Raw genomic sequence first — 24045 nt, forward strand, 5'->3', positions numbered from 1 at the left:
ACGTCCGTATGTAGGACTGTTCGGCAAATTTCCAGAGGAGGAAGAAATCGATGAAAAAGTACGTTGCTTCAGTTATGGCGCTGATGTTGTTGCTGACATCTGTGCCTGCATTCGCAGCAGGTTCCACGACAAAGGTCATCGTAAAGGTTAACGGCACTCAGGTTCAATTCTCCGACGCAGCGCCTCTTGAAAGAAAAGGCAGCCTGATGTTGCCGCTTCGCACGATTGCACAATATCTCCAAATTGGAATTACCTCAGATAAGAAAACAGAGCGCATCGTACTGGCCAAGTCGGGGCTTAACGTCTCCTTCAAGACAGGAGCCAAAGAGGCCAAAGTTGGCGGGGCTGTGGTGGCTTTCAGTCCTGCGGCAATATCGGTGAAAAACCGGGTATATGTACCGATATCATTTTTCGAGAACGTGCTTGGATTGACCACAAAGTATGACAAAGGAACGCATACGGTCTCCATTACGGCTCCAATTGCCCAGCCGGAGGAGATCGTCAAGGATGTCACTGCGCTGCTCCAGGCAGGCGAGTTCCAAAAGCTCATTGAGCGTTATTTTGACGATAATCTCAAACAGGCGCTCCCCGCAGACAAACTGGTTGAAGCGTGGAAGCAAGCTGCCGGAATAATCGGCCGCTATATCGAAGTGAGTCATATATTCCAAGAGAAGATCGATGAGCATATTATGCTGACGGAAGCCCGTCTCAAATTTGAGAAAACAAGCATTAGGCTGATTCTGCCGATGAACAGTACCGGTCAGCTTATTGGACTGGTAATCCAGCCGGTTACGATTGACGTGGAAAAGCCGCATACGGTCGTCGAGGAGGAATTGACGATAGGCAAAGGCACTGCGTACGAGCTTGGCGGCACGTTGACCCTGCCAAAGGGGGCAACAAGCCCTGTGCCGGCTATTGTGCTTGTTCATGGATCCGGGCCAAATGACCGTGATGAAACAGCATTCGGATTCAAGACCTTCCGTGATCTTGCCTATGGATTGGCCGGGCAGGGTATCGCTGTCCTGCGTTACGACAAGCGGACTTATGTATATGGCAGCAAATCGATCCCTGGAGATGCAGCCTATATTACCGTCAAGGAAGAAACCGTCGATGACGCCATACTGGCTGCGAGGCTGCTGAAAAGCGACAAGCGCATTGATCCGGACAACGTGTATATGGCAGGCCACAGTCTTGGCGGATTACTCGGACCGCGGATTGACGCCCAAGGCGGCGATTTTGCTGGCCTTGTTCTGATTGCGGGTTCGCCAAGACCATTGTGGGAAATTTTGTATGATCAATGGACCGAGGTGGTAAACGCAATGGATTCCAAAGACCCTGCGCGTGCAGCTACGGAAGCCTGGGTAAAGGCCGAATATGCCAGGGCCAAGACGCTTTCCAAGCTGTCGGATGAGGAGGCGGCCAATACAACCATCTTCCAATACCCTGCCATTTACTATAAGGAAATGGACAGCCACAGCGCCGGTCAGTATGCGGCGCAACTAACGAAGCCGGTCTTGGTGCTGCAAGGAGAGAACGACTTCCAAGTCTACGCGGATAAGGATTATGTCCGCTGGCAGGAGCTGTTCAAGGGCAAATCCAATGCGACCTTCAAGCTGTATCCGAACATGAATCACTTCCTTACGGAATACGACGGTCCAGGCGCAGGTACTGTCCAGGAATACTGGATTCCGGGCCTTGTCTCGCAGAAGCTGATTGACGATTTGGCAAGCTGGATTCTGAAAAAAAGCAAACGCTAGTTTTGGCTTAAAAAGAAGATGAGATGCAAAGGCTAAGGCTGTCTGCGAGGTAGTTGTTATGACTACTTGGGGGCAGTCTCTTTTTTGCTCCCGAAAGCGCGGGTGCCGTTTACCAGTATTACAGAACCGGTTGCCGTCACAACCGACCAATATTTCAAAATCTGGCAAGCATACTCTGATCTGGTTGGTGACATTGCTACCGGGATCATCAGGCTTGCAACCATTTTTGAGACGGCACATGACCCGCTGCCCGTTATGGCACCTATCATGCTCGTTGTATAATCGAATTAAACTGGCTGCATAGCGATGAAAAAGCAATAGCCCTCTCAGCAGCTTTGGGGGAAGAACTTTGTTCAGAAAAAAGCTTAGCTAAGGCAAACAATATTCCTCAAGGGCGGCAACAAGTGAAGAAGGAAGGTCGATTTCAATTTCATCCTCCGTGCAGCTGCCTCCGGGGATATGAATACCTTTGGAGGACAATCGTTCGATCTGTGACGCCAATCGAGCGGAAAAACCTGGAGCGAGCAGTTCAGGATTCAGGGCCACAATGAACAGGCCAGCACCAGGCGAATCACTCCCGTCCTCGAAGGATGGAGCATCCAGTGACCAGTTCCCGCCTGTCGTACCTGCGGCGAGTACTTCAACCATGAGTGCGATATTAGCTCCACGAGTACCGCCAAAAGCAAGTAAAGCACCTTTGATCGCTTCACGCGAATCCATTGTGGCTTGTCCCTTCCTATCAATTGCCCAGCCTTCGGGGATCATCTCCCCCTGCTCTGCCGCTTGCCGAATATTGACAAACGCCGTGGCGCTGGATGCCTGGTCGATAACCAAGGGTGCCCTGTTGTCGACGGGCGCGGCAAATGCCAGCGGGTTAGTGCCGTAAACAGCTTCGCTGCTCTGTCCCGCAGCCAGTAAAGCACATCCATTGGTCGCAGCCAGCGCTACCAGACCTTTACGGGCAAGCCGCCTTACGTAATAGCCCAACTCTCCAGCCGTATAGCTGTTCTTTAACGTAAATATAGTGACGCCATAAACGCTTGCCCGGGTATGCAATTCCTCAAATGCACGATCAAAACCAAGTTGGGCGATACCGCCCTTAGCGTCGACTTGAATGAGCGCAGGGGTTGGAAAGGAGAGTGCAGGTTCTTCTGTGCTTGCAATGCGGCCACACAAAAAGCCGTCCAAATAGTCGGGAAGATGAGCAAATCCAACCGATCTCCGACCGGAACATTCTGCAGCTACAGTTGCTTCAGCAAGAGAGGTTGCCGCCGCTTTGCTTGCGCCAGCGGCAATACATACGCGAACAGCCAACTCTTTTGCGCTCTTGAGATCATATCGCATGGGCTATTATCCTGATATCCGAGTGAATTGGATTGATTCCTTTTATATTTTTTGAAGTATGATTTTCAGTTAGCATTTCGTCACGCTCCCCGTTGAATTTCCTTTTACATATATGTAAATACAATTTTTTATAATTATATCATAGAACTACCTTAGCCCAGACAAGTCATGGTTAGCCAATCCCGCTATTTGTTTGACAAGATTTATCCTGAAATTCATGCAAATCCAAATTGTTTATGGCAAAATAGAATAAAACTGGACGGGATGTGAATCGAACTGTGAAAACAATAGGTCTTATAGGCGGAATGAGCTGGGAGTCATCGATGCTTTATTACCAGATCATCAATGAGCGGGTAAAAGAGAAGAAAGGCGGGCATCACTCCGCAAAGAGCTTGATGTATTCCGTGGATTTTCAGGAAATTAAAAAATTGCAGCACCAGGGAAATTGGGGCGAGGCTGCCAGGTTCATGACAGAAGCAGCCCGGAAGCTTGAAGCAGGCGGAGCCGATCTTATCGTCATATGCACGAATACGATGCACAAGATGGCGGCGGAAGTGAGGAATTCCGTATCGATTCCGCTGCTTCACATCGCCGACGCAACGGCAAATAAAATTGCTGCGGACAATATAAAAAAGGTCGCTTTGCTCGGGACAGCGTTTACGATGGAGCAGGAATTTTACAAGGGCAGGCTTGTTGAGCAGTTCGGGCTTGAGGTTGCCGTTCCGGATGAAGCTGACCGGGAAGTCGTTCACGATATCATTTATCAAGAGCTATGTCTTGGAATTGTTAGTGAGAACTCAAAGCAAAAGTATCTGGATATCATTGAGAGGCTTGCCTTGCAGGGAGCGGAGGCTGTCATTTTGGGATGTACGGAAATTACAATGCTCATCTCGCAGGAAGATTGCAGTATCCCGGTGTATGATACAACAAGAATTCATGCCGAAGCTGCCGTTGATTTTGCGCTAGGGGACAAGGAGTAATTTTTGAATTGAGACATGCAAAATAAATTAAGGGTTGCAAATAAAAAAGGAATTGTTTATTATGGACATAACGGATCTATAATTAAAGTGATATTGAATGGAGGGAGGAAACCATGCAATTTTCTAAAAGCACAGATTACGCTCTGCATGCTTTGGTTCATTTGGGCCACTCGGAACGGCGCCATAATGTTGGGATTAAGCAGTTATCCGGGGCACTTGGTGTTTCTGAAAGCTATTTATCCAAGATTATGTCCAAGCTTAGGCAGGATGGCATCGTGCGGGCAGTGCCCGGGGTGAACGGCGGTTATGAACTCGCACGACCGGCTGAACAGATCTCATTTCTGGATATCATTGAGGTGATTGAAGGAAGACAGCGGATGTTCGAATGCTCAAATTCCAGCTCACAGCAGCACCTGTTGCTCACGGAAGCGGAGATTGCTGAGCAGGAAAGCCCCAAAAGAGAAGGTTGCCTGATTGAGAAGGTCATGGATGGCGCGGAACAGCATCTGCGTCAATACTTGAAGGGGCACACGATTCAAACCATACTGGATGAATCCAGGAAACGCTGCACACATGACACAAACAAGAAGTGATACACTTCTTGTACTTTAATTATGGATATAATAGATCCACGGAGGTAATTATGAGAAATTCGAAAAAGATCGATGTTGTTATTGTAGGCGGCGGTCCGGCAGGCTTGAGCGCGGCCCTTGTACTGGGGAGAGCCCGGAAAAACGTAATCGTAATTGACGAGGGCCGTCCACGCAATGCTGTGACTGGAGAGGCCCATGGATTTCTGACCCGTGATGGAGTAAGTCCCGGCGAATTCCGGCGCGTAGCCAAAGAACAAATTGAAGCTTATCCTTCAGTCTCATTTTTGGCGGATACTGCGGTCTCGATTACGGGATCAGATGGCCATTTTCAAATTGCGACTGCTCAAGGGAGCAGTATTGAAAGCAAGAAGGTGCTGTTAGCTGTCGGCATGAAGGACCGCCCGCTGGATATCCCCGGCCTGGCAGAGGTTTACGGGGAAAGCGCATTTGTCTGTCCGTATTGTGATGGATGGGAATTAAGAGATCAACCGCTTGTCATCATTAACAAGGGTGCTGAACTGATGCATTTTGCCCCGTTAATATCCGGATGGACGGATCGTTTTACGATCTGTACGAACGGCCCTGATGAGCTGTCGGACACGGAGCGCGAGGTGCTGCGGCGAAAGGTGCAACTATACGAATCGCCGATTCATCATATCGACTCTGAAGATGGAATTGTGCGGGAAGTCGTGTTGGAGGATGGAACGGTGATTCCATGCAGAGGAATCTTTTTCAAGCCGGATCTGGTTATGGGATCAGCCTTGCCCCGGGACATCGGATGCGAGATCGCAGAAACGGGCAATGTGGTTGTGGATATTTTGGGTAAAACAAGTGTTCCGGGCGTCTACAGCGCCGGAGATATGGCATCGCGGGTTTATCAGTCCATTGTTGCCGCCTCTAACGGTTCAGTAGCCGCAGCAGCCGTTAACAATGAATTGAATGCCGAGGCATGGGGTGAAATGAATGAACATATCTGATACAAATACAGCCTCATCATCGATTGATTTGAGCAGCCTCAAACGCGGTCCGATCATGTTGGCCATTATTGTAGGCACGTTCGTAGCCGCTTTGAATGAGACGTTAATGGGCAACGCCCTTCCTGAACTTATGAGAACGTTCGGCTTACCCGCGCCGACGGTTCAGTGGCTGGCTACCGCTTATATGCTTGTTGTCGGTGTGCTTGTCCCTATTACGGCAGTATTGCAGCAGTGGTTCACAACCCGTCAAATGTTCTTGTCGGCGATGAGCCTGTTCCTGGCCGGAACACTGACTTCGGCGATGGCGCCTGAATTCACCGTGCTGCTGGTTGGGCGAATTATCCAGGCGATGGGCACAGGCATCATGCTGCCGCTTGCAATCAACACGATTATGGTCATGTTCCCGCCGGAAAAACGGGGAGGCGCAATGGGAATGTTCGGGCTTGTCATCATGTTCGCGCCTGCAATCGGTCCGACACTGTCGGGACTGATTGTGGATGGTCTGTCGTGGCGCTGGCTGTTCCTTCTCGTGCTGCCATTTGCACTGCTCGCTATTATTATCGGCGCTGTCTTCCTGAAGAACGTGTCGGACGTTACAAAACCGCGAATAGATTTGTTATCCATCGGATTGTCGACGATCGGCTTTGGTGGAATCGTCTATGGGTTCAGCAGTGCTGGTGAGCACGGCTGGTCGAAGCCGGTCGTGATCTGGATGATCGCCGCAGGTGGTGTCGGCTTGCTGCTGTTTGCCTGGAGGCAGTTACTATTAAAACAGCCAGTCATGGATTTAAGGGTATTTCGTTATCCGACATTTGCGCTCGTCACCGTGCTGCAGTTCGTGCTTCTGATGACATTTTTCTCGTCAGCGATCATGCTTCCGATGTTTATGCAGGGCGTACTTATGATTACGGCGTTCCAGTCCGGCTTGATTCTCCTTCCTGGCGGTATCTTGAACGGGTTTATGGCTCCGGTCTCAGGCAAATTGTTCGATAAATTTGGACCGCGTGTGCTTGTCATCCCCGGCCTTGCAATAGCTGTTGTCGCACTATGGTTGTTAACCCAGTTTAACAGCACGACCAGCCTGGGCGTCCTTGTCGCCGTGCATATTACGCTGATGGTCGGTGTTGCGCTGGTGATGATGCCTGCACAGACAGCCGCTCTTAACCAGCTTCCGAGACCTCTGCTCCCTCATGGGACAGCAATTCTGAACACGCTGCAGCAGGTAGCCGGAGCGATTGGTACCGCCCTGTACATCAGTATCATGTCGGGCGGACAGAAGAAATATTTGAGTGGCTCAAGTGATCCGCAGTCTCCTGTGGAAATAGCCAACGGGCTGGGGGCCGGCATCAATCAGGCGTTCTGGCTTGGCGTTGTTATCGCGGTTGTCGCGCTCATTCTCGGTCTGTTCATCCGGAATTCAAAATCTGCAGACAAAGAAGTTAAAGCCTCGGCATAAAGGGTTGTTTACCGGGCAGACCATTAAATCATAGTGAAAGAGAGGAATGACCATGAACGATTTTTTTAATGCTGCGGTTTGGGAACAAGCCTGGAATGACCATGGCGAGGCCGTTTTACAGAAGATGAAAAAGGATGGCATCTCGCCAGCCAACGCTTTTGATCTTAAAGCCAAAACGTTCAACGGGCAATCGTTTAGCGAAGAGGGGAAAAAAAGGAGTGCGCGCATCCTGAACTGGATTGAAGGGCAAGGGGTTCAATTCGATGACGCTTCCGTACTGGATGTTGGCGCCGCCTCCGGTGTTTTTACGGTCCCGCTGGCAGAGCGGGGCGCCCGCGTAACTGCGGTAGAGTCTTCACAGCCTCTGGTGGAGCTGCTTGAGGAAAATACGGCTAAATTTAGGGAAAACAAAGTGCAAATCGTACCGGAACCGTTCGAGAATATTGACGTTCCGGCCCGAGGCTGGAGCCATTCCTTTGATCTCGTATTTGTGTCCATGTGCCCGGTCATTTATGACTGGGAAGGTGTAGAGAAGTTACTTCAATGCGCGAAGCAGTTTTGCTATATCAGCATGCCGGTGGCTCATGCCGAACATAGTCTTTTTAATGAAGTGTTGCCGCTCCTCGGAGCCAAGCCCATCCAGCCAAGACCGCTCGAAATGGGGTATTTGCTCCATCTTCTCTATCTCAAAGGTTATGCCTACGAGTCACTTGTAACACGGGAGGACAAAACGACAGAGCTCTCCCATGAAGAGGCGTTGCAGGAATTGAAGAGCTTCCTCCCCAGGTATGGCCTGTCTCCAGATGACAGAAACCTGAAATTGCTGGCAGACTATCTGAAGCAAGCGTATCCGTCCGGCAAAGTGACGGTCCGTCAGGGCGGGCGCTTTGGCAAGGTTTTGATCCGCTTGCAGGAACAAAGCATGTACAGTAAGGATCTGTAGGCCCGGAACTGATCTGAGCCGTAGCCAACGGTTTGGGAACGGACGGATAGCAAGAATTATTATAGAGAATCCACTCCACTTCACCATCTGGAGTGGAATTTTCTAAGTGCCCCGCATCGCTTCTTACGGCTTCGATCGGACTGTCTTCATAATCTCGGAGAATTCACCGTGCCATTGCGATGACAAGGGGAGTTTTATTATTGCTCATCTGCGTCCTCCTGCCGGGGTGGACGGTTCCATTGATGTAACGGCAGCATATACACTTCCTTCTGCTTCTGACCGTCCCATCCGCTTGCAAATTTGTAGGCGGCTAATAGAAAACCTGCCTCGTGCACGAAAGAATCATTTAATTCTACTATTTTAATCTCCATAACCGCACTCCTTCATTGAAGATATAGAGATTTTTTCACATTTTTCCAAAAAAATATAGACTTATAATTTTCGCTTTGTTATGATGTTGAATAAGGTCTATATAAAAATTGTGACTCCTGTTAATCAAAGGCTGCTATAGGTTACACCCATGTTGTAGTATGGGGATAACTAATTGGCAGCCTTTTTAAATGGCTGCGATGATAAATACAGGATAAATAAAAACATTAATGGAGGTTCCCTATATGACGAAAACCATTGTAGACAAATTGAATCTCCATAAATATAAAAGGATTGCAGTATTGTACAAACCAGAAGGTGAACATGGCCTATCAGGGCTGGAGGAGCATGATACCGAATTGACAGGGGGCCGCTACGACCTCATTTTTGCTTACGTCCTCGATATGGAATCGATGCAGGAGCTCGTCAACAAAGTCATGGATCACAACTATTTGGACCAAGGGGGCTATTTGTACGCAGCTTATCCGAAAAAGGGGAATAAAGTGTACCCGACTTATATTCACAGAGACAGCCTTTTTGAAGGGTTAGGGGCTGATGAGGACGGCTATATTGGAACGGGCAATCTGCGATTTGCGCGTATGGCGGGTTTAAATGAGGTATTCACCGTGGTTGGTTTTAAAGTGGAGACACGGAAGAAACGTGATGCGTCGTCAAAACCAAGTCAACGTGTAGATGACTATATTGCGATGATACCTGCTGTTGAACAAGATTTGCATGACAGCCCGGAGGCATTGGCCTTTTACCAGTCTCTTGCCCCAGGTTACCGAAAGGACTGGGCCCGTTATGTGTACAGCGCCGTACAAGAGGGCACCAGAGCCAACCGGAGGACAGAAATGAAAAAGATTCTGGGTGAGGGGTATAAAAGTATTGATATTTACCGGAGAGGCCGGCGGTCTGAATAGGCCAACCACTTGGACAATAAGAAGTTATCATTTCAATATAGAGGTGTGAGAATGAAGAATACCAAACTGATTATGATTGAGGGCATTCCGGGCTCGGGAAAATCAACAACAGCACAGTTGATTTCTCATGAATTGTTGCGACAGGGATTGCGTCATAAATGGTGGTACGAAGAGGAGAAAGGACACCCTGTTTACATATATGATAACTACGATGTCATGCAGACAATCATTAACGAGTTGTCAGACGGAAACTATCAGCAGGTTATACATAAGGCTTTAAAGCAATGGCAACAATTTGTTGAGGCCGTGCAGTCGTCGGATGGAATTATCATTGTAGATAGTTGCCTTTTCGGGTATCTAACCTGGACTTTATTCCCTTTCGGGGTGTCCAGGCAAGAGATTGAGGCATACGTGAAAGATATAGAACAAATTATCATGCCCTTGAATCCATACATTATTTATTTCTATTAAAGAGACATTGGTGAAGCGCTCAAAAAAATCTGTACACGCAGGGGCGGAAGTACAGAACAAAACTTTATTCGCGCTGCTACCCAATCTCCCTATGGACAATCGCGGGGTTTGCATGGATTTGCAGGCATGGCAGCCTATTGGATTGACTACCGAAATATGGCAGATGCGGCCTTTCAAGGTTTGGGCTGCAATAAAATCGCCATTGAAAACTCGGAAGGAGATTGGTCCGGGTATGGTCGCATATTATTGGATTTCTTAGGCATTATCGGATCAGATAAGGATTCTGTGGTTCAACAAAATTATCAGCGCCTGCTCGGAACCTATCGCTCAGAAACAGAAGGCACGCCCGACTGCTGTATCGAAATTGAAAGGGGTAATCTAATCGCAGACGGACTTCCCCAAGTGTGGACAAGAACCACGTTAATTCCGAAGTCAGCAAACTTGTATCATGTACAATCATTACCGTTTCAAGTGGAATTTCTGGAGGGTGAACGGATACGAATGTGCTTAACTGGACCGACGCTGTTGGATGGCCCGGTAGACTATCATTTCTTTAAAATTTAATGGCGTGCCTGTCATTTTGGATTCGTATTCATGAATAGTTGAACCTTGGGACAATGTGGATAGGCAAGTGTCTATTCTTGATTAGGGGACAAAAATCTTAATTTAGGACCCCCGATGTGCCGCCGCCCCAATTATGGCAGCAAGTTCAACGGGGCGTGACCACATGGGCCAGTGGTGTGTCGGGAGGTCTTCATAGGAGACATCGCGCAGTTCAGCGAGACCGGCGAGCCATGGATAGCCCTTATCGATCATGGATTTCATCTCCTCAGATGTATTGGAGGTGCATACGACGATGCTTCGCACGCCGCGTCGCCGCTCATTCGTCAGAACGGGTGCTTCACGTACCGCGGCACCCGGTTCGGGGATGGCACGCTGCCTGAATATTTCCTGATGCTCGTCGCTCATCAGGCGGATGCCATCGTCCGCCAGTTCCTCCCAAGGAGGCAGCGGCATTTCGACAGCGTGGAAGCCAGGGTTAATTGCGCCTGTTGCAGGAGCGGAATCGATGTAGATCATAGCTGCGATCTGTCCAGGCAAGCGCTCACTCGCAGCATAGCCTGATACTCCGGCCCCGCTGTGCACAGCGAGCACGACGGGTTGTCCCGCTGCTTCGATGGCATCACAAATTGCATCCACATGGTCGGACAGGGTAATCTTGGAGCGGTCGGTATCCGCCGATTCAAGCCCTGGCAGCGTAAGTGCCGTGACGTCGTGCCCGTCAGTCCTGAGAACCGCAGCGACATCATCCCACGCCCAAGCGCCGAGCCAGAAACCGGGCACGAGGATGATTGGTACTGGAGTTGCTTCCTCATGAAGCCCCAAGTTTGAATTAATTCATCTTCCTCCTTCGTATGCTCGCCATCTTTTTATTAGCAGCTAAAGCAGCGTGATTTCAGTATACTTTATAGTAAAAATATGGAGGTAACAACATGCACAGCCTTGATGAGTTAGTAAACCATATTATCAATGAACCCATGCTAAGTGGAGAAACGTATGTCTATTTGATTTTAGGCACTAAAAATTCGTATACGAGCGGGTATTTTGCTGTGTCTGGAGATGAAGTCTCGTATGATGGCAAAATCACGATTGCTCTTTTTGATAAATATAATAACCAAATCGAAGAGTTTATGCTAGGGAAGGGAATTCTATGTGTCAAAGTAGATGCTGGCAGAATAGTCGATCAGGGCATCGTGAACGATATGAATCCTGAGCTTTTTGATTCCGATGTCCTGGAATTAATTATTTATCAGAGATATGGGTTGGAGCCTGATGGGCAGGAAAGAAAGGAAACGTTGCAGAAATCTTTAAAGGCGGAAAAAATCAAGGATACCTTGGTATTTGCATGTTACATGAATGATATGGACAAAATCAAGGAACGGGCAGGCCGAGCGAGAAAATCCGATTTAGACAAGGTTCTTGAATATTCCGGTACTTCATTGCAGTTCTGCAGCAAGCACGATAATTTAGAGGCATTCAGGTTGTTAGCCGAGAAGGGCGCGAATGTAGGAAAACGTGCTCTTACTCAAACACCTCTTGAACTCGCATTTAGATACTCAAGTGATATTGTGAATTATATGAGTTACGCATTTCCGGAGGTTTATCAAAAAGAGGTAAAAAAGAAGGGATTTTCAATTTCTTATCATTGTAAGGATGAAGCTCTGCTGAAAGAGATATTCATGCTGGGCTGTGATGTGAATCAGGAGAGAAAACCATTCCCGCCTCTACATAACTTCGCGGATTACAATAACGCAACAGGAATAAAATTCTTGTTAGCTCACGGGGCTAATGTTGATTGCAGAAATGAGTATAAGCAAACCGCCTTGCATAGAGCGATTATGAGGAGAAATGTTGCCGCAACTGAAATGCTGTTAGAGCATGGTGCGGACGTTCAAGCTGCAGACCGAGACGGGAAGACACCTGTGGATTTGGCTAAAACCTGTGAAAACGAAGTAATTTATAATATGCTCTTATCCGGCAATCATATTTTTTAAACCTGGGGCACTCTTGTACAACAAGGGTGTCTTTTACATTTCAACGTTTTAATAAAGACTCTTAAAAACCTTGTTGACACGACACTGAATGGTGTCCTATAATAAAACCGTCACCAAATGGTGTCCAATTAAATATAACAAAAAATGCTTAGGAGAGGGTGTTTTGAGCGAGAGAGATCAATTGCGAGATGTATTTGCCGCGATTGCCGATCCAACCAGGCGCCGGCTCATTCGTCTGTTAGCAGAGGCGAAGGAGACACCGCTGCATGAATTAACGGCACACTTTCAGATGGGCCGTACAGCCGTATCCAAGCATTTGACCATACTTAGAGAGGCAGGACTGGTACTTGACCGAAAAGCCGGCAGGGAAACGCTATTTAGGCTAAACGCCGCCCCGCTCAGAGAAATTCAAGATTGGGTAGCCTTCTATAGCCAGTTCTGGAGTGCAAATTTATTACGTTTGAACCAACTATTAGAGGAGGAAGAAGAATGAGTTTGACATTATCCCTGGATTTTGAATACAAGACATCAATCGAGAAGCTTTGGTTGGCTTTGACTGATTCAAGCAAACTTGCCAAGTGGGTGGCCAACATCCATACAGGTGAAGCAATGGAAAACAATTTTAAGCCTGTTGTAGGACACGCATTTCAGTTCCGTACACAGCCGACCGAATGGTGGAATGGAGTTATAGAGGGTGAAGTCCTTATTGTGGACGAACCGAACCACTTGTCCTATACATGGAACAGCGGAGGGGAGAAGCACACAATTACCTGGACTCTGCAGGATCTGGGGGAAGGGAAGATTAACCTTCATCTTGAACAGACCGGAATTTCAAGTGAACCGGCACTCAATGGAGCCAAGTATGGCTGGAGCAGTTGGTGCGGCAAGCTTGAACAGGTCGTTTCCTGAACCTCATCATAGTTAACGGCCGATTTTTTGGGAATAATGACACAAAAAGAGAAATGGAAATGTCCCCTATCGTTGATTTTAATAAGGTGTCTACGGCTGGTTTAGAATCTTCACCTGTAGTTGATGCGCTTGCCGGTCTGCGTGCTAATGAAGCCCGTTACTTTATGAACAAATACAAGCATGAATTTACGGTTGTGCAGGCTGGAGAAAGCCAGGAGACCCTTGATTATGTGAACCGGATTTTGAAGGAAGAACGAAATCTGGAATTTGCGGCGAAGCCATTAGAAACGTCGCGTTTTCAAGTAGAGAATATCCAATTCGCCTACGTCTTTTATGAGGATGGTCTTGCGATCAATGTGATGTATACGGTGGATGACCCTAAGAAGCGGGCCGTTGGTTTCAAGCTTTCTGAGGGGATGGAGGTACCAGCCGAGTTGGAAGGGAAGTTTAAGTTTGCCAGGCAGAAGTCTAAACTGGCCGGAACAATTCGCGGTTCGTTTTTTGTCATTAAAGGGGAATATTGAATTATACAAATGCATAATGGCTGTGTGTTTGGACAGGCAAGGAAAGCAGAAATAGAATTCGCAAATGGGGAGACCTCTAACATAGGGGTCTCCTTTTTTCGCTCCATAGCTGTTCAGCTCCTAAAAATATGCAGCTGCAATCTGCTTCAGTTCTGCAAGGAGTTGTGGCTGCCTTCCCGGACCGGAGGCCGCTGCCCCTTCACTCGCTTCAATGTGGCGACAATGAGAAAACTGACGATGACAAGCAGGAGCCATGAGCTGACCTTGCTGACATGGACGAGACGCCAGACATCAGACTGATCCGGATATTCCCATGCGCTAAAGAAGGTCGCGATGTTCTCTGCAACCCAAATAAAGAAGCCAATCAGCACGAAAGAGAGTGCCAGCGGCATCCGGTAACGATGACGGCCGACTTCAAAGGTAACCCATGTCCGCCAAAATACGATCAGCACCAGTGCCGACAGCCACCAGCGGATATCGATCCAATAATGGTGCGTGAAAAAGTTCAGATAGATGGCTGCGGCCAGCGGGGTGACCAGCCAGAGTGAAGGCCAACGCACAAGATCGACCTTCATACGCCGCCATGCCTGGCATAGGTAGCTCGCTACGCTCGCATACATAAACCCGCTGTACAGGGGAACTCCGCCGACCTTCGTCCAGCCTTCTCCCGGATAAGACCAGGACCCCATGTGAACCTTGAACAGCTCCAGCGCGAGACCAATCAGGTGGAAGACCGTAATGACCTTCAGCTCATCGCGTGTCTCCAGCCCTGAACGCAGCATCCATACCTGCATGGCCAGACAAATGATAAGCAGCAAATCATAACGGGGTACCCAAGGGAGTGAAATCAGCTTGGTCAGCGCCAATGAAGCAAAGATGACCACGGGAAAAATACAAGACAGTGCTTGCTGCCAGCCAAAGTGTACCAACTGCTGGACGGCATGCCATATGCGGTTTTGCATTATATTTCTCTCCATTCTGAGAGTAATCGCAGATAGAATCCATGCATTTGTATCGACTTGAATTTATCATAAAATTTATTGTTTTACAATAATTTATTATTGAAATGGGAAATATTATTGTTGTTAAATGACGAATTAAGATTAAGGGCACGGAATAGTTGCCCACGCACATTTTTAAAAGCAATCTTGGCACTGCGACATGGATATGATACAATTGCCAAAATTTTCTTATGACTTTTGTGGATTGATCAGATTTTTGCAGTTATAAGAAAAGGAAATTGTATTCTATGTGTGGCAAAAGGGGTGCTGAGGAATACATTGAGAACCATCAGACGGTGTATGATCAAGTGTAGCGGGGGTGATAGAAATGGATGCTGTTTATAGAATGGATGAAATAAAGCGAAAGTTGAGAAGGCTCAAAAAGCTTGAAGTCAAAATTCGGTTTAACGGTATCTTGAAGCCCCATAACAAGCTCATTTGGGATCAATTCTTTGAGCTTCGTGAGACCAATAACAGTAACGCGAAATACTCCTTGCGAATGTTAGTATCGATGAGTCGTGAAGAGTATGAGAGTGTCATGAATGAATATTCATCAATGGTTTATTATGAGTATTATAAAGATAACGGGATGGCTGGCGAGTCCGGAATGCATGACCCTGTTATTCTTTCAAATCTTGGGCTGCCGTGTAATGCGGATGAGTATCAAATTAAAAAAAGATTCCGGGAGCTTGCAAAGAAATACCATCCTGACGCAGGCGGAGACGCCGCGATGTTTATTGAGCTCATGAATTCCTATAAGAAGTTATTAGGCGGGCAAGGGTAGAGCGCTGATGGCTGATACCCCTGAATTTGTCATATAGAAGCGGCCCTTAGCGGCCGCTTCTATATTTTCCCGGTGACATTCCGTAGGTTCTGGTAAATACTCTTGTAAAATAATGCACGCTTGCATAACCTGCGCGTTCGGCGATCTCTGAGAAGCCAAGGTCGGTGTGCCGGATCAGATGCGCGGCGCGCTTTAATTTTTCCCGTTGGATATAGTCCTGGCAGCTGGTCTGCAAATTTTCTTGAAACAAGCGGGATACACTGCGGCTGGATAAATGCATGTAACGGGCGATATCGCCCACAGACAAGTCAGCTGACAGGTTGTCACGGATATACAGGACCACACTGCGCAGGGAATGATGCGATAGCTTGCGTGGAGGCGGCGTCCGTTTCCCTTCGTTCTCCTCTGCAAAGGCGTTGCATAAGGAGAGCAGCAGTGACTGTGCGGTACTGTTCAGCAGCGTATCGTTGAGAGAATCATAGTTCCGGGTCTGCTCAATCAATGCACGCCAGATGAGCGCAGTCGGTGTCTCCCCGATTCCATAGCGAATGCAGTCTGAAGAGCTCTCCAACTCACGGCAGCTTGCAAGGGCCTCCGGCGCTGAACCCGATTCATCGATTTCGAAAGCCACATAGCACAGATCAAGACCACTTTTACTACGGATTTGGTGAAGAATGCCCGGCTTGGACAGGAATAATGTATCCTTGTACAGCGGGTATTCGGTATCGTGGTCCAGGTAAGTACCTTCTCCCTCACGCACGTAGCATGCTTCGTAAAAAGAGTGCTTGTGCAGAGGATTATCGTAATGATTCGGATTGATACCCCAGTATTGAACCTGAAACGAAAGCTGACCGCCAGTTGGGCGTTCCGCCGCGATATTGAGCCAATTTTCACGATCCTTGAATTCCAGCGCCCTCATCATCTGCCTCCTCTGTCTCAAAAGTGCAAAAAGAAGTCCGATCCGGTCAAATACGATGCTGCCGATTCATTTTACAATAACATCGAAAGGCCAACACCACAAGCCGAGGGAGCGGGTTCGATGATTACGAAGGAGCAGGCGGATTTTTACAAGGAAAACGGTTATTTGTTAGTGGAGGGTGTCTTCAGTACCGATGAGATCGGGATGATGCGCAAGGCGATGGATGGGATTATTGAACGCGCAGCAAGCACGAAATTTGACCATAATGCGGCATGGCAGGGCGATTTTTTGCCTTCAGAGGAACTGAAGAAGCTGGTACTCAAAGGGTTTCACGATGTTCATTATCACGATGCGATTTTTACACGGGCTTTGTCCCATCCCAACATGGCGTCGATTCTGTCGATGCTGATCGGCCCGAATGTACAGCTTCATCATTCGAAAATGCTGGTGAAGCCGCCGGAGAATGGAGCCGCATTCCCAATGCATCAGGATCACCCGTATTTTCCCCATGAGAAGCATACAATGATGGCTGCCAGCGTGCACCTGGACGACACGGACGAGCAGAACGGATGCTTGTGTGTTATCCCTAAATCTCACAAGGACGGCCCGGTTGGGCACGTAGGGCGACACTATTTGAATCATGAGCAATACCCGATTTCGATGGGAACTCCTTGTCCGGCCAAGGCAGGGGACGTATTGTTCTTCAATTATTTGACGATTCACGGTTCGGGCCCGAACCGCAGCGAGCGGACACGGCGCAATGTGCTGTTCCAGTACCGCGATCCTGAGGATATGCCAAGTGAAGAGACACATGTGAATTGGGGACAGGGGCTTATGGTATGCGGTCAAAATCCGATTTTTAAAGCTTATAAAGGGGCGCATTGAGCGAGGTTTGACGATAAGTTTAAATTGCAAGCAGGTTTGGCCTGTAGCCGCAATTGAAAAAACGCAAGTTCCAAGGCTGAGGAAGCCTCGGGACTTGCGTTTTTTCTCGAAGCATCAGCCCGGTGGGGCTTATTGAAGAATGTATGATTCGCCAGAAAGCCGTTAATGCAGCGTATAAGAAGATAGCACGGTTCCATGGCCATCGATAGCCTCTATAGTAGTCCCTTTTCCCGTATTTTGAGTGTCCGCCAACCAATATCGGGAGCCGTCAGGGCTTGGGATAATATCCGCATCCCAGTGGTTGCCGAGCCTGTCTCTGATCCTAATGCCGGCAATGCCGGACTGTGACAGATTCCCGGAGAAAATATTCAGATTACCGTAGGTTATCTGCCCATCGAATACAACTCCGGGCATAATGGAGCTTTCCGTCCCTGTTCGTTGACCGCTGTAATCACGAGACCAGCCGCCCAGCCCGGTACCGGTCGAATAATTGCCATTGTAATCTGTCCATTTCAAAACATCAATATATACGCCAGTGTTGTCTGCATCTTTTGGCGGAGCGGAATAGATCAATGCAAAATTTCCGGCGATATGCTTTTCTAAGAGCACCTGTTTCTTCTCATCGTCACCCCGGCCGGAATTAATTAATGTGTCCCGGATTTGGGGTTCAAGCACGACAGTAGATTTACCTATAATTAATGGGAATGCTGGTGCGCTGTCAGGTGCCAGTATGTCGGAGAAAATGAAGACCGCACATAGGGCTGCAGCCGCCGCCACGGCTCCAAACACCTTCAGCCAGTGCCGGGGACGAATGCTATGGTCGCCTTCCCCCAAAGCCTGCTTATAAATATGGGTGGCGAGTTTTTCGTTGAACATGCGTTTTCTGAGCGGCTGATCTTCCTTCAGTGTAGTGTACCATTCCGGGTTAGATGAACGTTTCATAGGTTCCTTCCTCCTTCAACAGTCGGGATAGCTTTTGACGTGCAGCGAATAATCTCGACTTGGCTGTTCCTTCGGGAATGCCGAGCAGCGAGGCGATCTCCGTCATAGACAGTTGATGACGCGCATGAAGCAGCAGAATCTCCCTATGCTTGGCAGGCAGGCTGAATACATGCCGCCAAACCTCGTTCGTTGCTTCTTCGTCCAGGAATGCTTGCTCGGCAGAACGTTGTTGTCCATTTGGGATAATACGGCCAGGCAGAATTGTTCTGCGGAAGAAGGCTGAATTTTTGTAATTGTAGCTCAGGTTGCGTGTGATGCGGAGCAGCCAGGTCTTCACGGATGCTTCTCCCCGGAATGAATCAAGGTGGCGGTATGCCCTTATAAATACGTCCTGCGTAATATCGTCAGCCAGGCTGCGGTTGCGGCCGATCAGGAAGGCATAGTTCCAGACTTCCTGCCCGTAATCCCGTATGAGCGATTCCAGCATATCGGGATTCATTGAAGCGGCGTATTTTAAGTAATCATAGTCCACCGGCGTTCACCTCCTATAGAATAGACAAAATAGGCCGTCTCCCAGTTCATTTTATTCCAGCAAGTCTGCTCCGAAGGGAGGGGAGAAGATCGGCTCTTTGACGGTAAAGGTCTGAAATTGGAGTGAATCAATCGGATCAGCTATTCCTCTCAGCTATGAATTCATTAAGGATTCGCTTAACAGGTTTAACTTAATTTATAACCATTAAGCCATGTAATGTTTTATAATGTAAGCAATCTATTTTTGTTGGCCGAGAGGAAGTCATCCCTTTGTTTGAGACGTTGTTGTTAAATTTCTTGTTTTTGCTGCTTCCCGTAGTTACCTTTCTTATCTTTTTTGAACATAAAGCCCATTCCTATAACCGAAAAATTCTCGTTTTGCTGTCGGCTGTGACGATGAGCCTCTGTATTGCCAAGCCGATTCAACTGGATATCGGATTCATATTTGATTTAAGATACATTCCGTTCATTATCGTGGCGTTGTTTGGCGGATATAAGCATGTGCTGCCACTGTATATCGTCCTGAACATTCACCGGTTCATGGTAGGCGGGGACGGAACGATTAGCTCCCTAATCTTTTCAACAGCGGTTCTGCTTCTGGTACCGCTATATAGCCGGAGATTTATTCAGCTCAATGCTAAAGGGCGGATTATATCGGCAGCTGCCATCGCTTTTCTGACAATAGGATGCTATCTGATCACGTTAAGCATCATTGAGGTGGAGGTCGATCGCGAATTCTGGATTCTTACAATGAATGCATTAACGACTTATGCGGGGGTAACATGTGTCATAATGATTCTCATTGAACGCATACTTGCCAATATTAAAAATCGTGAACGGATCATGCAGTCGGAACGATTGAATGTAGTGAGTGAGTTGGCGGCAAGTGTGTCCCATGAGATAAAGAATCCGCTAACGGTCATCAGCGGCTTTCTCCAACTGCTGAATAAGTCCAAGTCCCTTTCTTCAGAGGAGAAGGGGTACGTTGATTTATCTTTGCAAGAGCTGAACCGGGCGGAGAAGATTGTAAATGATTATCTTTCGTTCGCCAAGCCGCAGTCGGAAACCATGATATATTCAAATATGAGTGCGGAGCTGGAGTATACCAAAAATATTATCATGCCATATGCTTCAACGCATAAGGTGGAGATTCATTTTAGCTTTAACAATACCTTGAGTAAAGACTATGACCGCAATGAAATACAGCAATGCTTCATTAATTTATTCAAAAATGCGGTTGAGGCGATGAAGGAAAAGGGTGGGGGCATTCTGGATATTGAGGTTTGGGAGAACAAGCAAAATATTATCATCCTCGTGCGGGATACGGGAATCGGGATGACGAAGGACGAGATTGCTTGTCTGGGCCAGCCTTACTACTCCACCAAGAAGGAAGGAACAGGCTTGGGCATGTTCATGGTTTATAGTGCAATTCAAAAGGTCAAAGGAAGCATTGACGTTCAAAGTGAGAAGGGAAAAGGGACGACGTTTTTGATTACGATTCCTGCTTAAATGGAAGGTTGAATGGAAATCATCTGAAAATAACAGTTGTTTCACTATAAAAAAGCTAAAATCCCTGAGCCGGGATTTTAGCTTTTTTATATGCTGTCTTATGGATTTCTATCGGCAATCCTTTTCACGGGGGACTCTTATACCATCCGCAATAGCGGCGGGCGAGCTACCCCTGCAAATCCTTTTCGTAGCAGTAAAAGGGCTTGGCTTTGCCGTGATAGGTCATTTCTCCTTTTTTCGCATAGCCCAATCGGTTGAAGAGAGCCTGAGCTTTATCGTTCAATGAATAGGTATCGATACGTATCCAACGAATTCCCCGTGCCGCGGCAAGATTCTCACCGAACCGGATCAGTTCTTTGGCCAGACCGCCCTGACGTGCATGGGGGCTTACAGCGAGCCGATGGAAGGTCATAGCAGGCTCGTCCGGACTCGTCCAAGGGATATCCAGATATTGCGGAGCCATTTCCTGATCGACTGTGATGCAAGCCTGGACACCTTCGTCCGTTTCTTTCACAAATAGGGAGTGATGCTCAATGTCTTGTTCAAATTGCTCCATTTGCGGGTAAGATGCATCCCACTGGTCGCTTCCTTCCGCGTGCATCATATCTATGGTTTGATGAATGAGCTCCTGTATGGAGGGTAAGTCTTCTGTACGGCCTTCTCGAATCATAATTTCCTCCGGTTGTTAGGGTTGTGGTAATTATTATACCGATACAACGGGAGGAAAGAAAATGTGGGCGGGACAGCCAACTTCTGATGCTTGTATTACAATCTGACCCTGGAACCAATATGCTTGACTCCATAATAATCGGTATACTCCAAGCATTCGGCTTCACCGGACGATACATAATGAAAGACAAGCTGTTCATGAATCATTTCCGTAATGCATGTGGTGCGCCCAGCTTCATGGCTGACAGGCAAGAGCTTGAATTTATAAGGCACTCCGTACATTTTGGATACAGTTAAATAAAGCTCCTCATGATTAATGGAAATTTCCAAGGTTGTTGTCCCGTCATTTATGGAGTAGATGCCAGTGAGAGATTCACCATGTGTACATGCGATGCGCTCAGGCGGCTTAGGCAAAGCAACTGGATCGATGCTATACATAACCTTGGCCATTTCGCGGGTCAAATGGGTCACAGGATTAAATAGTTTCTAAATAAAAGTTTTAATTGATATTTTTGGTATTTATGTTAAAATCAAATCCGAAGAATTTATGATGTTAGCAAAGGGGGCGATAACAACTGAAAATCAGAATCAATAGAAGACATTCTATAAACAGAGTAAATAGGAGGCGAAAGTTATGTTAAATTTCAAAAAATTAAAAGTTTCTCTAGCAATTGCTGTAGTATTAAGTTCATTTAATATTCTCCCTGTGCAAGCAGATGCTTCTGAATTTAGCTCAACGGGTCAAAACTTTCAAATCAACAGTCAGCGAGAAGCATATAATTTAACATGGGATGTATCTACAGGGAAAGAGTCTTTATCCCATGCAACTTCAAATAATGTGGACGTGCTCTATTCATATAATGAAAATAATAATAGAATTTCAAAAACTATAGGAGATAGTGTAATCACTTACACCTATAATGAATCCAAGCTTATTTCTGAACTTAGAGGTAATTATAAAATTTCATATATTTACGATGAATTAGAGTCTATAGCAGGCTTTACGCTAGACAACTCGGCATATTACTATGAGAAAGACTATGATCTTAATATTGTAGCGATTAAAGATTCTAACCAATCTATTATTGCAAAATATGAGTATGAGATTGATGGGAAAGCAAACTCCATTTAGGTCAAGATCAAGAGGGTAATTGGGTTGATATGGGCACGGACGAATCATTTATCGGAACTATCAATCTGATACGGTTACATTCTTTTTATTATGATGAAGAAACTGGTTGGTACTATACGGGCTCCCGGTACTATGATTCAAATAAAAATGAATTTTTAAAAGGTGCAGTTAAGCTGCAGCCACCTTCCTTAAATGATGTTTTAAAAAATAAAGAATCTGTTATTACACCTTTTGCAGATGTTCAATTAATAATGCAGATTCAAAATTGTCAAACTACACGCTTGAATGATAATAATTTTGGCAAGCCTATTACGTACAGTTCATCTTGGTATAATAATCTATCAGATATTGAGTTATTGTCCCGCTTACTATATGGTGAGAATACTTTTAATGCAGGAGATCAGTATGCTGTGGCATGGGTGCTTATTAATCGTAAAAACGCAAATTCGTCTGAGTTTGGGGGGAGTACGTATAAGGGCGTAGCCACCAAGTCAGGAGCATTTGAGCCAATAACAGGAGGAGAAAATGGTACAGAAAATGCCCGGGTCCCTAACACTAGTTCTAACCAATGGAATACTGCTGTATGGTCTGCTTGTACGCTTATGTACACGTCAAGCACTTCTGATTACAACAGCTTAATACCAAAAGCACCAGGAATTTCAAACCAATTATTCTTTGTTGGGTTACCTTATTTCTTATCGGGTACTATTAGTCAGGATAAGACCCCATCAGGTACTGGTTTAAGATATAAAATGGGGAGTAATTATATTAATATAAAAAATGTAGTTATTGTTTTTGATACAACAACATCATTTCAAAATCCTTCAAAGAAGGACGCTATATTGAGCCACTCCAATCTGGACAACTCTGCCAAAAGACTGAGACATAATATCTTTTTTAACTTAGATAATTAGTATCGAATTTTAGTGCAGCAGGGAAACAGTACTCTGCTGCACTATCTCTTAGTGTAAATCAAAAACCAGGAGTGTATGAAGTGAAAAATAGAGCACTAATTTTATTTCTATTGATTAGTAATATCTTGATACTTGCTTCTTGTTCTTCAATTGATAGTTTTAGAGGGAAAAATGATAATAATCATGTCCTGCTGCCAGAAGGCTTTTCACATGAAAATATAAAAAGCGCTACTAAAGAATATATAAATTATCAGCTGTGGGTTAATCCTATCCGTATCACCGGGACGGTAAGTGAGAAAAGCTTCGAGCCTTACATAAATCAGATAATTGATTTTAAAGTAAGAAAGTATGATGATATGCCGGAGAAGGAGTTGTACATAGAAACCAATATTGGGGAATGGTTGATACTCCTGAAAATTAAAGATGGTATCGTTTATGGGGACGGTCGTGTGGCTAAAGATGAACCAGGTTGGCCACAAGGGAAATATAGGGTGGTTTCCAATTTTTCAGTTCTTGTAGAAGAGCCACACAAACCAAACTATGGGAGTTCTCCCCGTAAAGAAAAAATGATTGTTGCCGCGGAGGAATATTTAAGATTTGTACTTTGCGAGGATTTCGCTAAGGGTACTGAAAGTGAAAAATGGAAGGGTGCCCGTGTATACCTTGCAGACTTTTATGAATATGAAGATGGAGCTTCCGCGTGGATTGTCCGTAATGATGGGGTTGTATCTTACACACCGGTAGGATTTGTGGAAAAGGATGCGACTATTAAAGCAGGTGGCGCAAAAGGATTTGAAATCGAAGCTGTCGAATCGCTTGATCCGAATGATCTTGCAAGGTTTATGTATGAGCGGGATACAGGAGATGCAGTGCTGCAGTTCACCTGTGATTCGTAGAGTTTCATTACAAATTTGCAACTAACCACCACGGGGACAATTATGATGATAACTGTCTCCGA

Annotated in this window: 29 protein-coding genes; 20 read left to right on the forward strand and 9 right to left on the reverse strand. The window is 46.6% G+C overall.

Translation table 11 applies throughout. The features are described from left to right. The first annotated feature begins 50 nt into the window (after positions 1 to 50). On the forward strand, positions 51 to 1757 hold the full coding sequence (locus H583_RS35795; protein WP_051237239.1) for an alpha/beta fold hydrolase: 1707 nt from the start codon (positions 51 to 53) through the stop codon (positions 1755 to 1757). Between the two features lie 84 nt (positions 1758 to 1841). Beyond that, the gene (locus tag H583_RS0129920; protein ID WP_028563697.1) at positions 1842 to 2039 is read left to right on the forward strand and encodes a hypothetical protein; all 198 of its coding nucleotides are present in this window, start codon (positions 1842 to 1844) and stop codon (positions 2037 to 2039) included. Between the two features lie 87 nt (positions 2040 to 2126). Here the strand turns inward: H583_RS0129920 and H583_RS0129925 are convergent, their stop codons facing one another. Continuing rightward, positions 2127 to 3101, reverse strand: coding sequence for an Ldh family oxidoreductase (locus H583_RS0129925; RefSeq protein WP_028563698.1), 975 nt, complete (start codon positions 3099 to 3101; stop codon positions 2127 to 2129). Positions 3102 to 3379: 278 nt separating this feature from the next. On the opposite strand from H583_RS0129925, the gene H583_RS0129930 reads away from it, so the two are divergent. The 5 genes from H583_RS0129930 to H583_RS0129950 all read left to right on the forward strand — a co-directional run bounded on the left by H583_RS0129930 (position 3380) and on the right by H583_RS0129950 (position 8050). Next, a complete protein-coding gene (locus tag H583_RS0129930) occupies positions 3380 to 4081 on the forward strand; it encodes an aspartate/glutamate racemase family protein (RefSeq protein ID WP_028563699.1) in 702 nt (233 codons plus the stop codon). Between the two features lie 113 nt (positions 4082 to 4194). Next, positions 4195 to 4674 (forward strand): RrF2 family transcriptional regulator, encoded by a 480-nt coding sequence (locus tag H583_RS0129935; RefSeq protein WP_028563700.1) that lies wholly within the window; start codon positions 4195 to 4197, stop codon positions 4672 to 4674. Between the two features lie 50 nt (positions 4675 to 4724). Beyond that, entirely contained in the window at positions 4725 to 5651 is a 927-nt protein-coding gene (locus H583_RS0129940; RefSeq protein WP_028563701.1) for an NAD(P)/FAD-dependent oxidoreductase, read from the forward strand. Positions 5652 to 5706: 55 nt separating this feature from the next. Further along, positions 5707 to 7107, forward strand: coding sequence for a DHA2 family efflux MFS transporter permease subunit (locus H583_RS0129945; protein ID WP_425414548.1), 1401 nt, complete (start codon positions 5707 to 5709; stop codon positions 7105 to 7107). A gap of 52 nt (positions 7108 to 7159) precedes the next feature. After that, on the forward strand, positions 7160 to 8050 hold the full coding sequence (locus H583_RS0129950; protein WP_028563703.1) for a class I SAM-dependent methyltransferase: 891 nt from the start codon (positions 7160 to 7162) through the stop codon (positions 8048 to 8050). 197 nt (positions 8051 to 8247) lie between these two features. Here the strand turns inward: H583_RS0129950 and H583_RS36975 are convergent, their stop codons facing one another. Continuing rightward, positions 8248 to 8421, reverse strand: a complete 174-nt coding sequence (locus tag H583_RS36975) for a hypothetical protein (protein WP_154666034.1) — start codon at positions 8419 to 8421, stop codon at positions 8248 to 8250. Between the two features lie 243 nt (positions 8422 to 8664). Between H583_RS36975 and H583_RS0129960 the strand changes: the two genes are divergently transcribed. The 3 genes from H583_RS0129960 (at position 8665) to H583_RS0129970 (ending at position 10377) form a co-directional block, all read left to right on the forward strand. After that, entirely contained in the window at positions 8665 to 9342 is a 678-nt protein-coding gene (locus H583_RS0129960; protein WP_028563704.1) for a YdeI/OmpD-associated family protein, read from the forward strand. Positions 9343 to 9393: 51 nt separating this feature from the next. Next, on the forward strand, positions 9394 to 9813 hold the full coding sequence (locus H583_RS0129965; protein WP_028563705.1) for a DNA/RNA helicase domain-containing protein: 420 nt from the start codon (positions 9394 to 9396) through the stop codon (positions 9811 to 9813). Positions 9814 to 9939: 126 nt separating this feature from the next. Next, positions 9940 to 10377 (forward strand): hypothetical protein, encoded by a 438-nt coding sequence (locus H583_RS0129970; protein WP_028563706.1) that lies wholly within the window; start codon positions 9940 to 9942, stop codon positions 10375 to 10377. A 102-nt stretch (positions 10378 to 10479) separates the two neighbouring features. Here H583_RS0129970 and H583_RS0129975 read toward each other — a convergent pair whose 3' ends face one another. Then, complete coding sequence (locus H583_RS0129975; protein WP_211228370.1) at positions 10480 to 11157, reverse strand: alpha/beta fold hydrolase; 678 nt, start codon at positions 11155 to 11157, stop codon at positions 10480 to 10482. A 149-nt stretch (positions 11158 to 11306) separates the two neighbouring features. Between H583_RS0129975 and H583_RS0129980 the strand changes: the two genes are divergently transcribed. The 4 genes from H583_RS0129980 (at position 11307) to H583_RS0129995 (ending at position 13801) form a co-directional block, all read left to right on the forward strand. Next, a complete protein-coding gene (locus H583_RS0129980; protein ID WP_028563708.1) occupies positions 11307 to 12368 on the forward strand; it encodes an ankyrin repeat domain-containing protein in 1062 nt (353 codons plus the stop codon). Between the two features lie 163 nt (positions 12369 to 12531). Further along, on the forward strand, positions 12532 to 12861 hold the full coding sequence (locus tag H583_RS0129985) for an ArsR/SmtB family transcription factor (RefSeq protein ID WP_028563709.1): 330 nt from the start codon (positions 12532 to 12534) through the stop codon (positions 12859 to 12861). Then, positions 12858 to 13277, forward strand: a complete 420-nt coding sequence (locus H583_RS0129990; RefSeq protein WP_028563710.1) for an SRPBCC family protein — start codon at positions 12858 to 12860, stop codon at positions 13275 to 13277. Before H583_RS0129985 ends, H583_RS0129990 begins: the two co-directional genes overlap by 4 nt. A gap of 59 nt (positions 13278 to 13336) precedes the next feature. After that, entirely contained in the window at positions 13337 to 13801 is a 465-nt protein-coding gene (locus H583_RS0129995; protein WP_028563711.1) for a hypothetical protein, read from the forward strand. Positions 13802 to 13947: 146 nt separating this feature from the next. On the opposite strand, the gene H583_RS0130000 is transcribed toward H583_RS0129995, so the two are convergent. Beyond that, positions 13948 to 14763 carry a DUF817 domain-containing protein gene (locus H583_RS0130000; protein WP_028563712.1) on the reverse strand — a complete coding sequence of 272 codons (816 nt, stop codon included), beginning with the start codon at positions 14761 to 14763 and terminating at the stop codon, positions 13948 to 13950. A 367-nt stretch (positions 14764 to 15130) separates the two neighbouring features. On the opposite strand from H583_RS0130000, the gene H583_RS0130005 reads away from it, so the two are divergent. Further along, positions 15131 to 15586 (forward strand): J domain-containing protein, encoded by a 456-nt coding sequence (locus H583_RS0130005; RefSeq protein WP_036711513.1) that lies wholly within the window; start codon positions 15131 to 15133, stop codon positions 15584 to 15586. A gap of 46 nt (positions 15587 to 15632) precedes the next feature. On the opposite strand, the gene H583_RS34825 is transcribed toward H583_RS0130005, so the two are convergent. Further along, entirely contained in the window at positions 15633 to 16508 is an 876-nt protein-coding gene (locus tag H583_RS34825; protein ID WP_081667662.1) for an AraC family transcriptional regulator, read from the reverse strand. A 117-nt stretch (positions 16509 to 16625) separates the two neighbouring features. Here H583_RS34825 and H583_RS0130015 point away from each other — a divergent pair, with 117 nt between their 5' ends. Then, positions 16626 to 17390, forward strand: a complete 765-nt coding sequence (locus tag H583_RS0130015) for a phytanoyl-CoA dioxygenase family protein (RefSeq protein WP_028563714.1) — start codon at positions 16626 to 16628, stop codon at positions 17388 to 17390. A 162-nt stretch (positions 17391 to 17552) separates the two neighbouring features. On the opposite strand, the gene H583_RS0130020 is transcribed toward H583_RS0130015, so the two are convergent. After that, positions 17553 to 18332, reverse strand: a complete 780-nt coding sequence (locus H583_RS0130020; protein ID WP_028563715.1) for a hypothetical protein — start codon at positions 18330 to 18332, stop codon at positions 17553 to 17555. Continuing rightward, positions 18316 to 18864, reverse strand: a complete 549-nt coding sequence (locus H583_RS0130025; protein ID WP_245586039.1) for an RNA polymerase sigma factor — start codon at positions 18862 to 18864, stop codon at positions 18316 to 18318. Before H583_RS0130025 ends, H583_RS0130020 begins: the two co-directional genes overlap by 17 nt. Positions 18865 to 19133: 269 nt before the next feature. Between H583_RS0130025 and H583_RS0130030 the strand changes: the two genes are divergently transcribed. Continuing rightward, positions 19134 to 20372 (forward strand): ATP-binding protein, encoded by a 1239-nt coding sequence (locus H583_RS0130030; RefSeq protein WP_028563717.1) that lies wholly within the window; start codon positions 19134 to 19136, stop codon positions 20370 to 20372. Positions 20373 to 20538: 166 nt separating this feature from the next. Here H583_RS0130030 and H583_RS0130035 read toward each other — a convergent pair whose 3' ends face one another. Both H583_RS0130035 and H583_RS0130040 read right to left on the reverse strand, forming a co-directional pair. Then, entirely contained in the window at positions 20539 to 21042 is a 504-nt protein-coding gene (locus H583_RS0130035) for a GNAT family N-acetyltransferase (RefSeq protein WP_028563718.1), read from the reverse strand. A 95-nt stretch (positions 21043 to 21137) separates the two neighbouring features. Next, complete coding sequence (locus H583_RS0130040) at positions 21138 to 21479, reverse strand: hypothetical protein (RefSeq protein WP_036711515.1); 342 nt, start codon at positions 21477 to 21479, stop codon at positions 21138 to 21140. 196 nt (positions 21480 to 21675) lie between these two features. Between H583_RS0130040 and H583_RS0130045 the strand changes: the two genes are divergently transcribed. The 3 genes from H583_RS0130045 (at position 21676) to H583_RS0130055 (ending at position 23983) form a co-directional block, all read left to right on the forward strand. Continuing rightward, positions 21676 to 22173, forward strand: coding sequence for a hypothetical protein (locus tag H583_RS0130045; protein WP_028563720.1), 498 nt, complete (start codon positions 21676 to 21678; stop codon positions 22171 to 22173). 29 nt (positions 22174 to 22202) lie between these two features. After that, a complete protein-coding gene (locus tag H583_RS0130050; protein WP_028563721.1) occupies positions 22203 to 23087 on the forward strand; it encodes a cell wall hydrolase in 885 nt (294 codons plus the stop codon). A gap of 80 nt (positions 23088 to 23167) precedes the next feature. Beyond that, entirely contained in the window at positions 23168 to 23983 is an 816-nt protein-coding gene (locus H583_RS0130055; RefSeq protein ID WP_028563722.1) for a hypothetical protein, read from the forward strand. Positions 23984 to 24045: the final 62 nt, after the last annotated feature.

The organism is Paenibacillus pinihumi DSM 23905 = JCM 16419 (assembly GCF_000422505.1).
Classification (GTDB): Bacteria; Bacillota; Bacilli; order Paenibacillales; family Paenibacillaceae; genus Paenibacillus_D; species Paenibacillus_D pinihumi.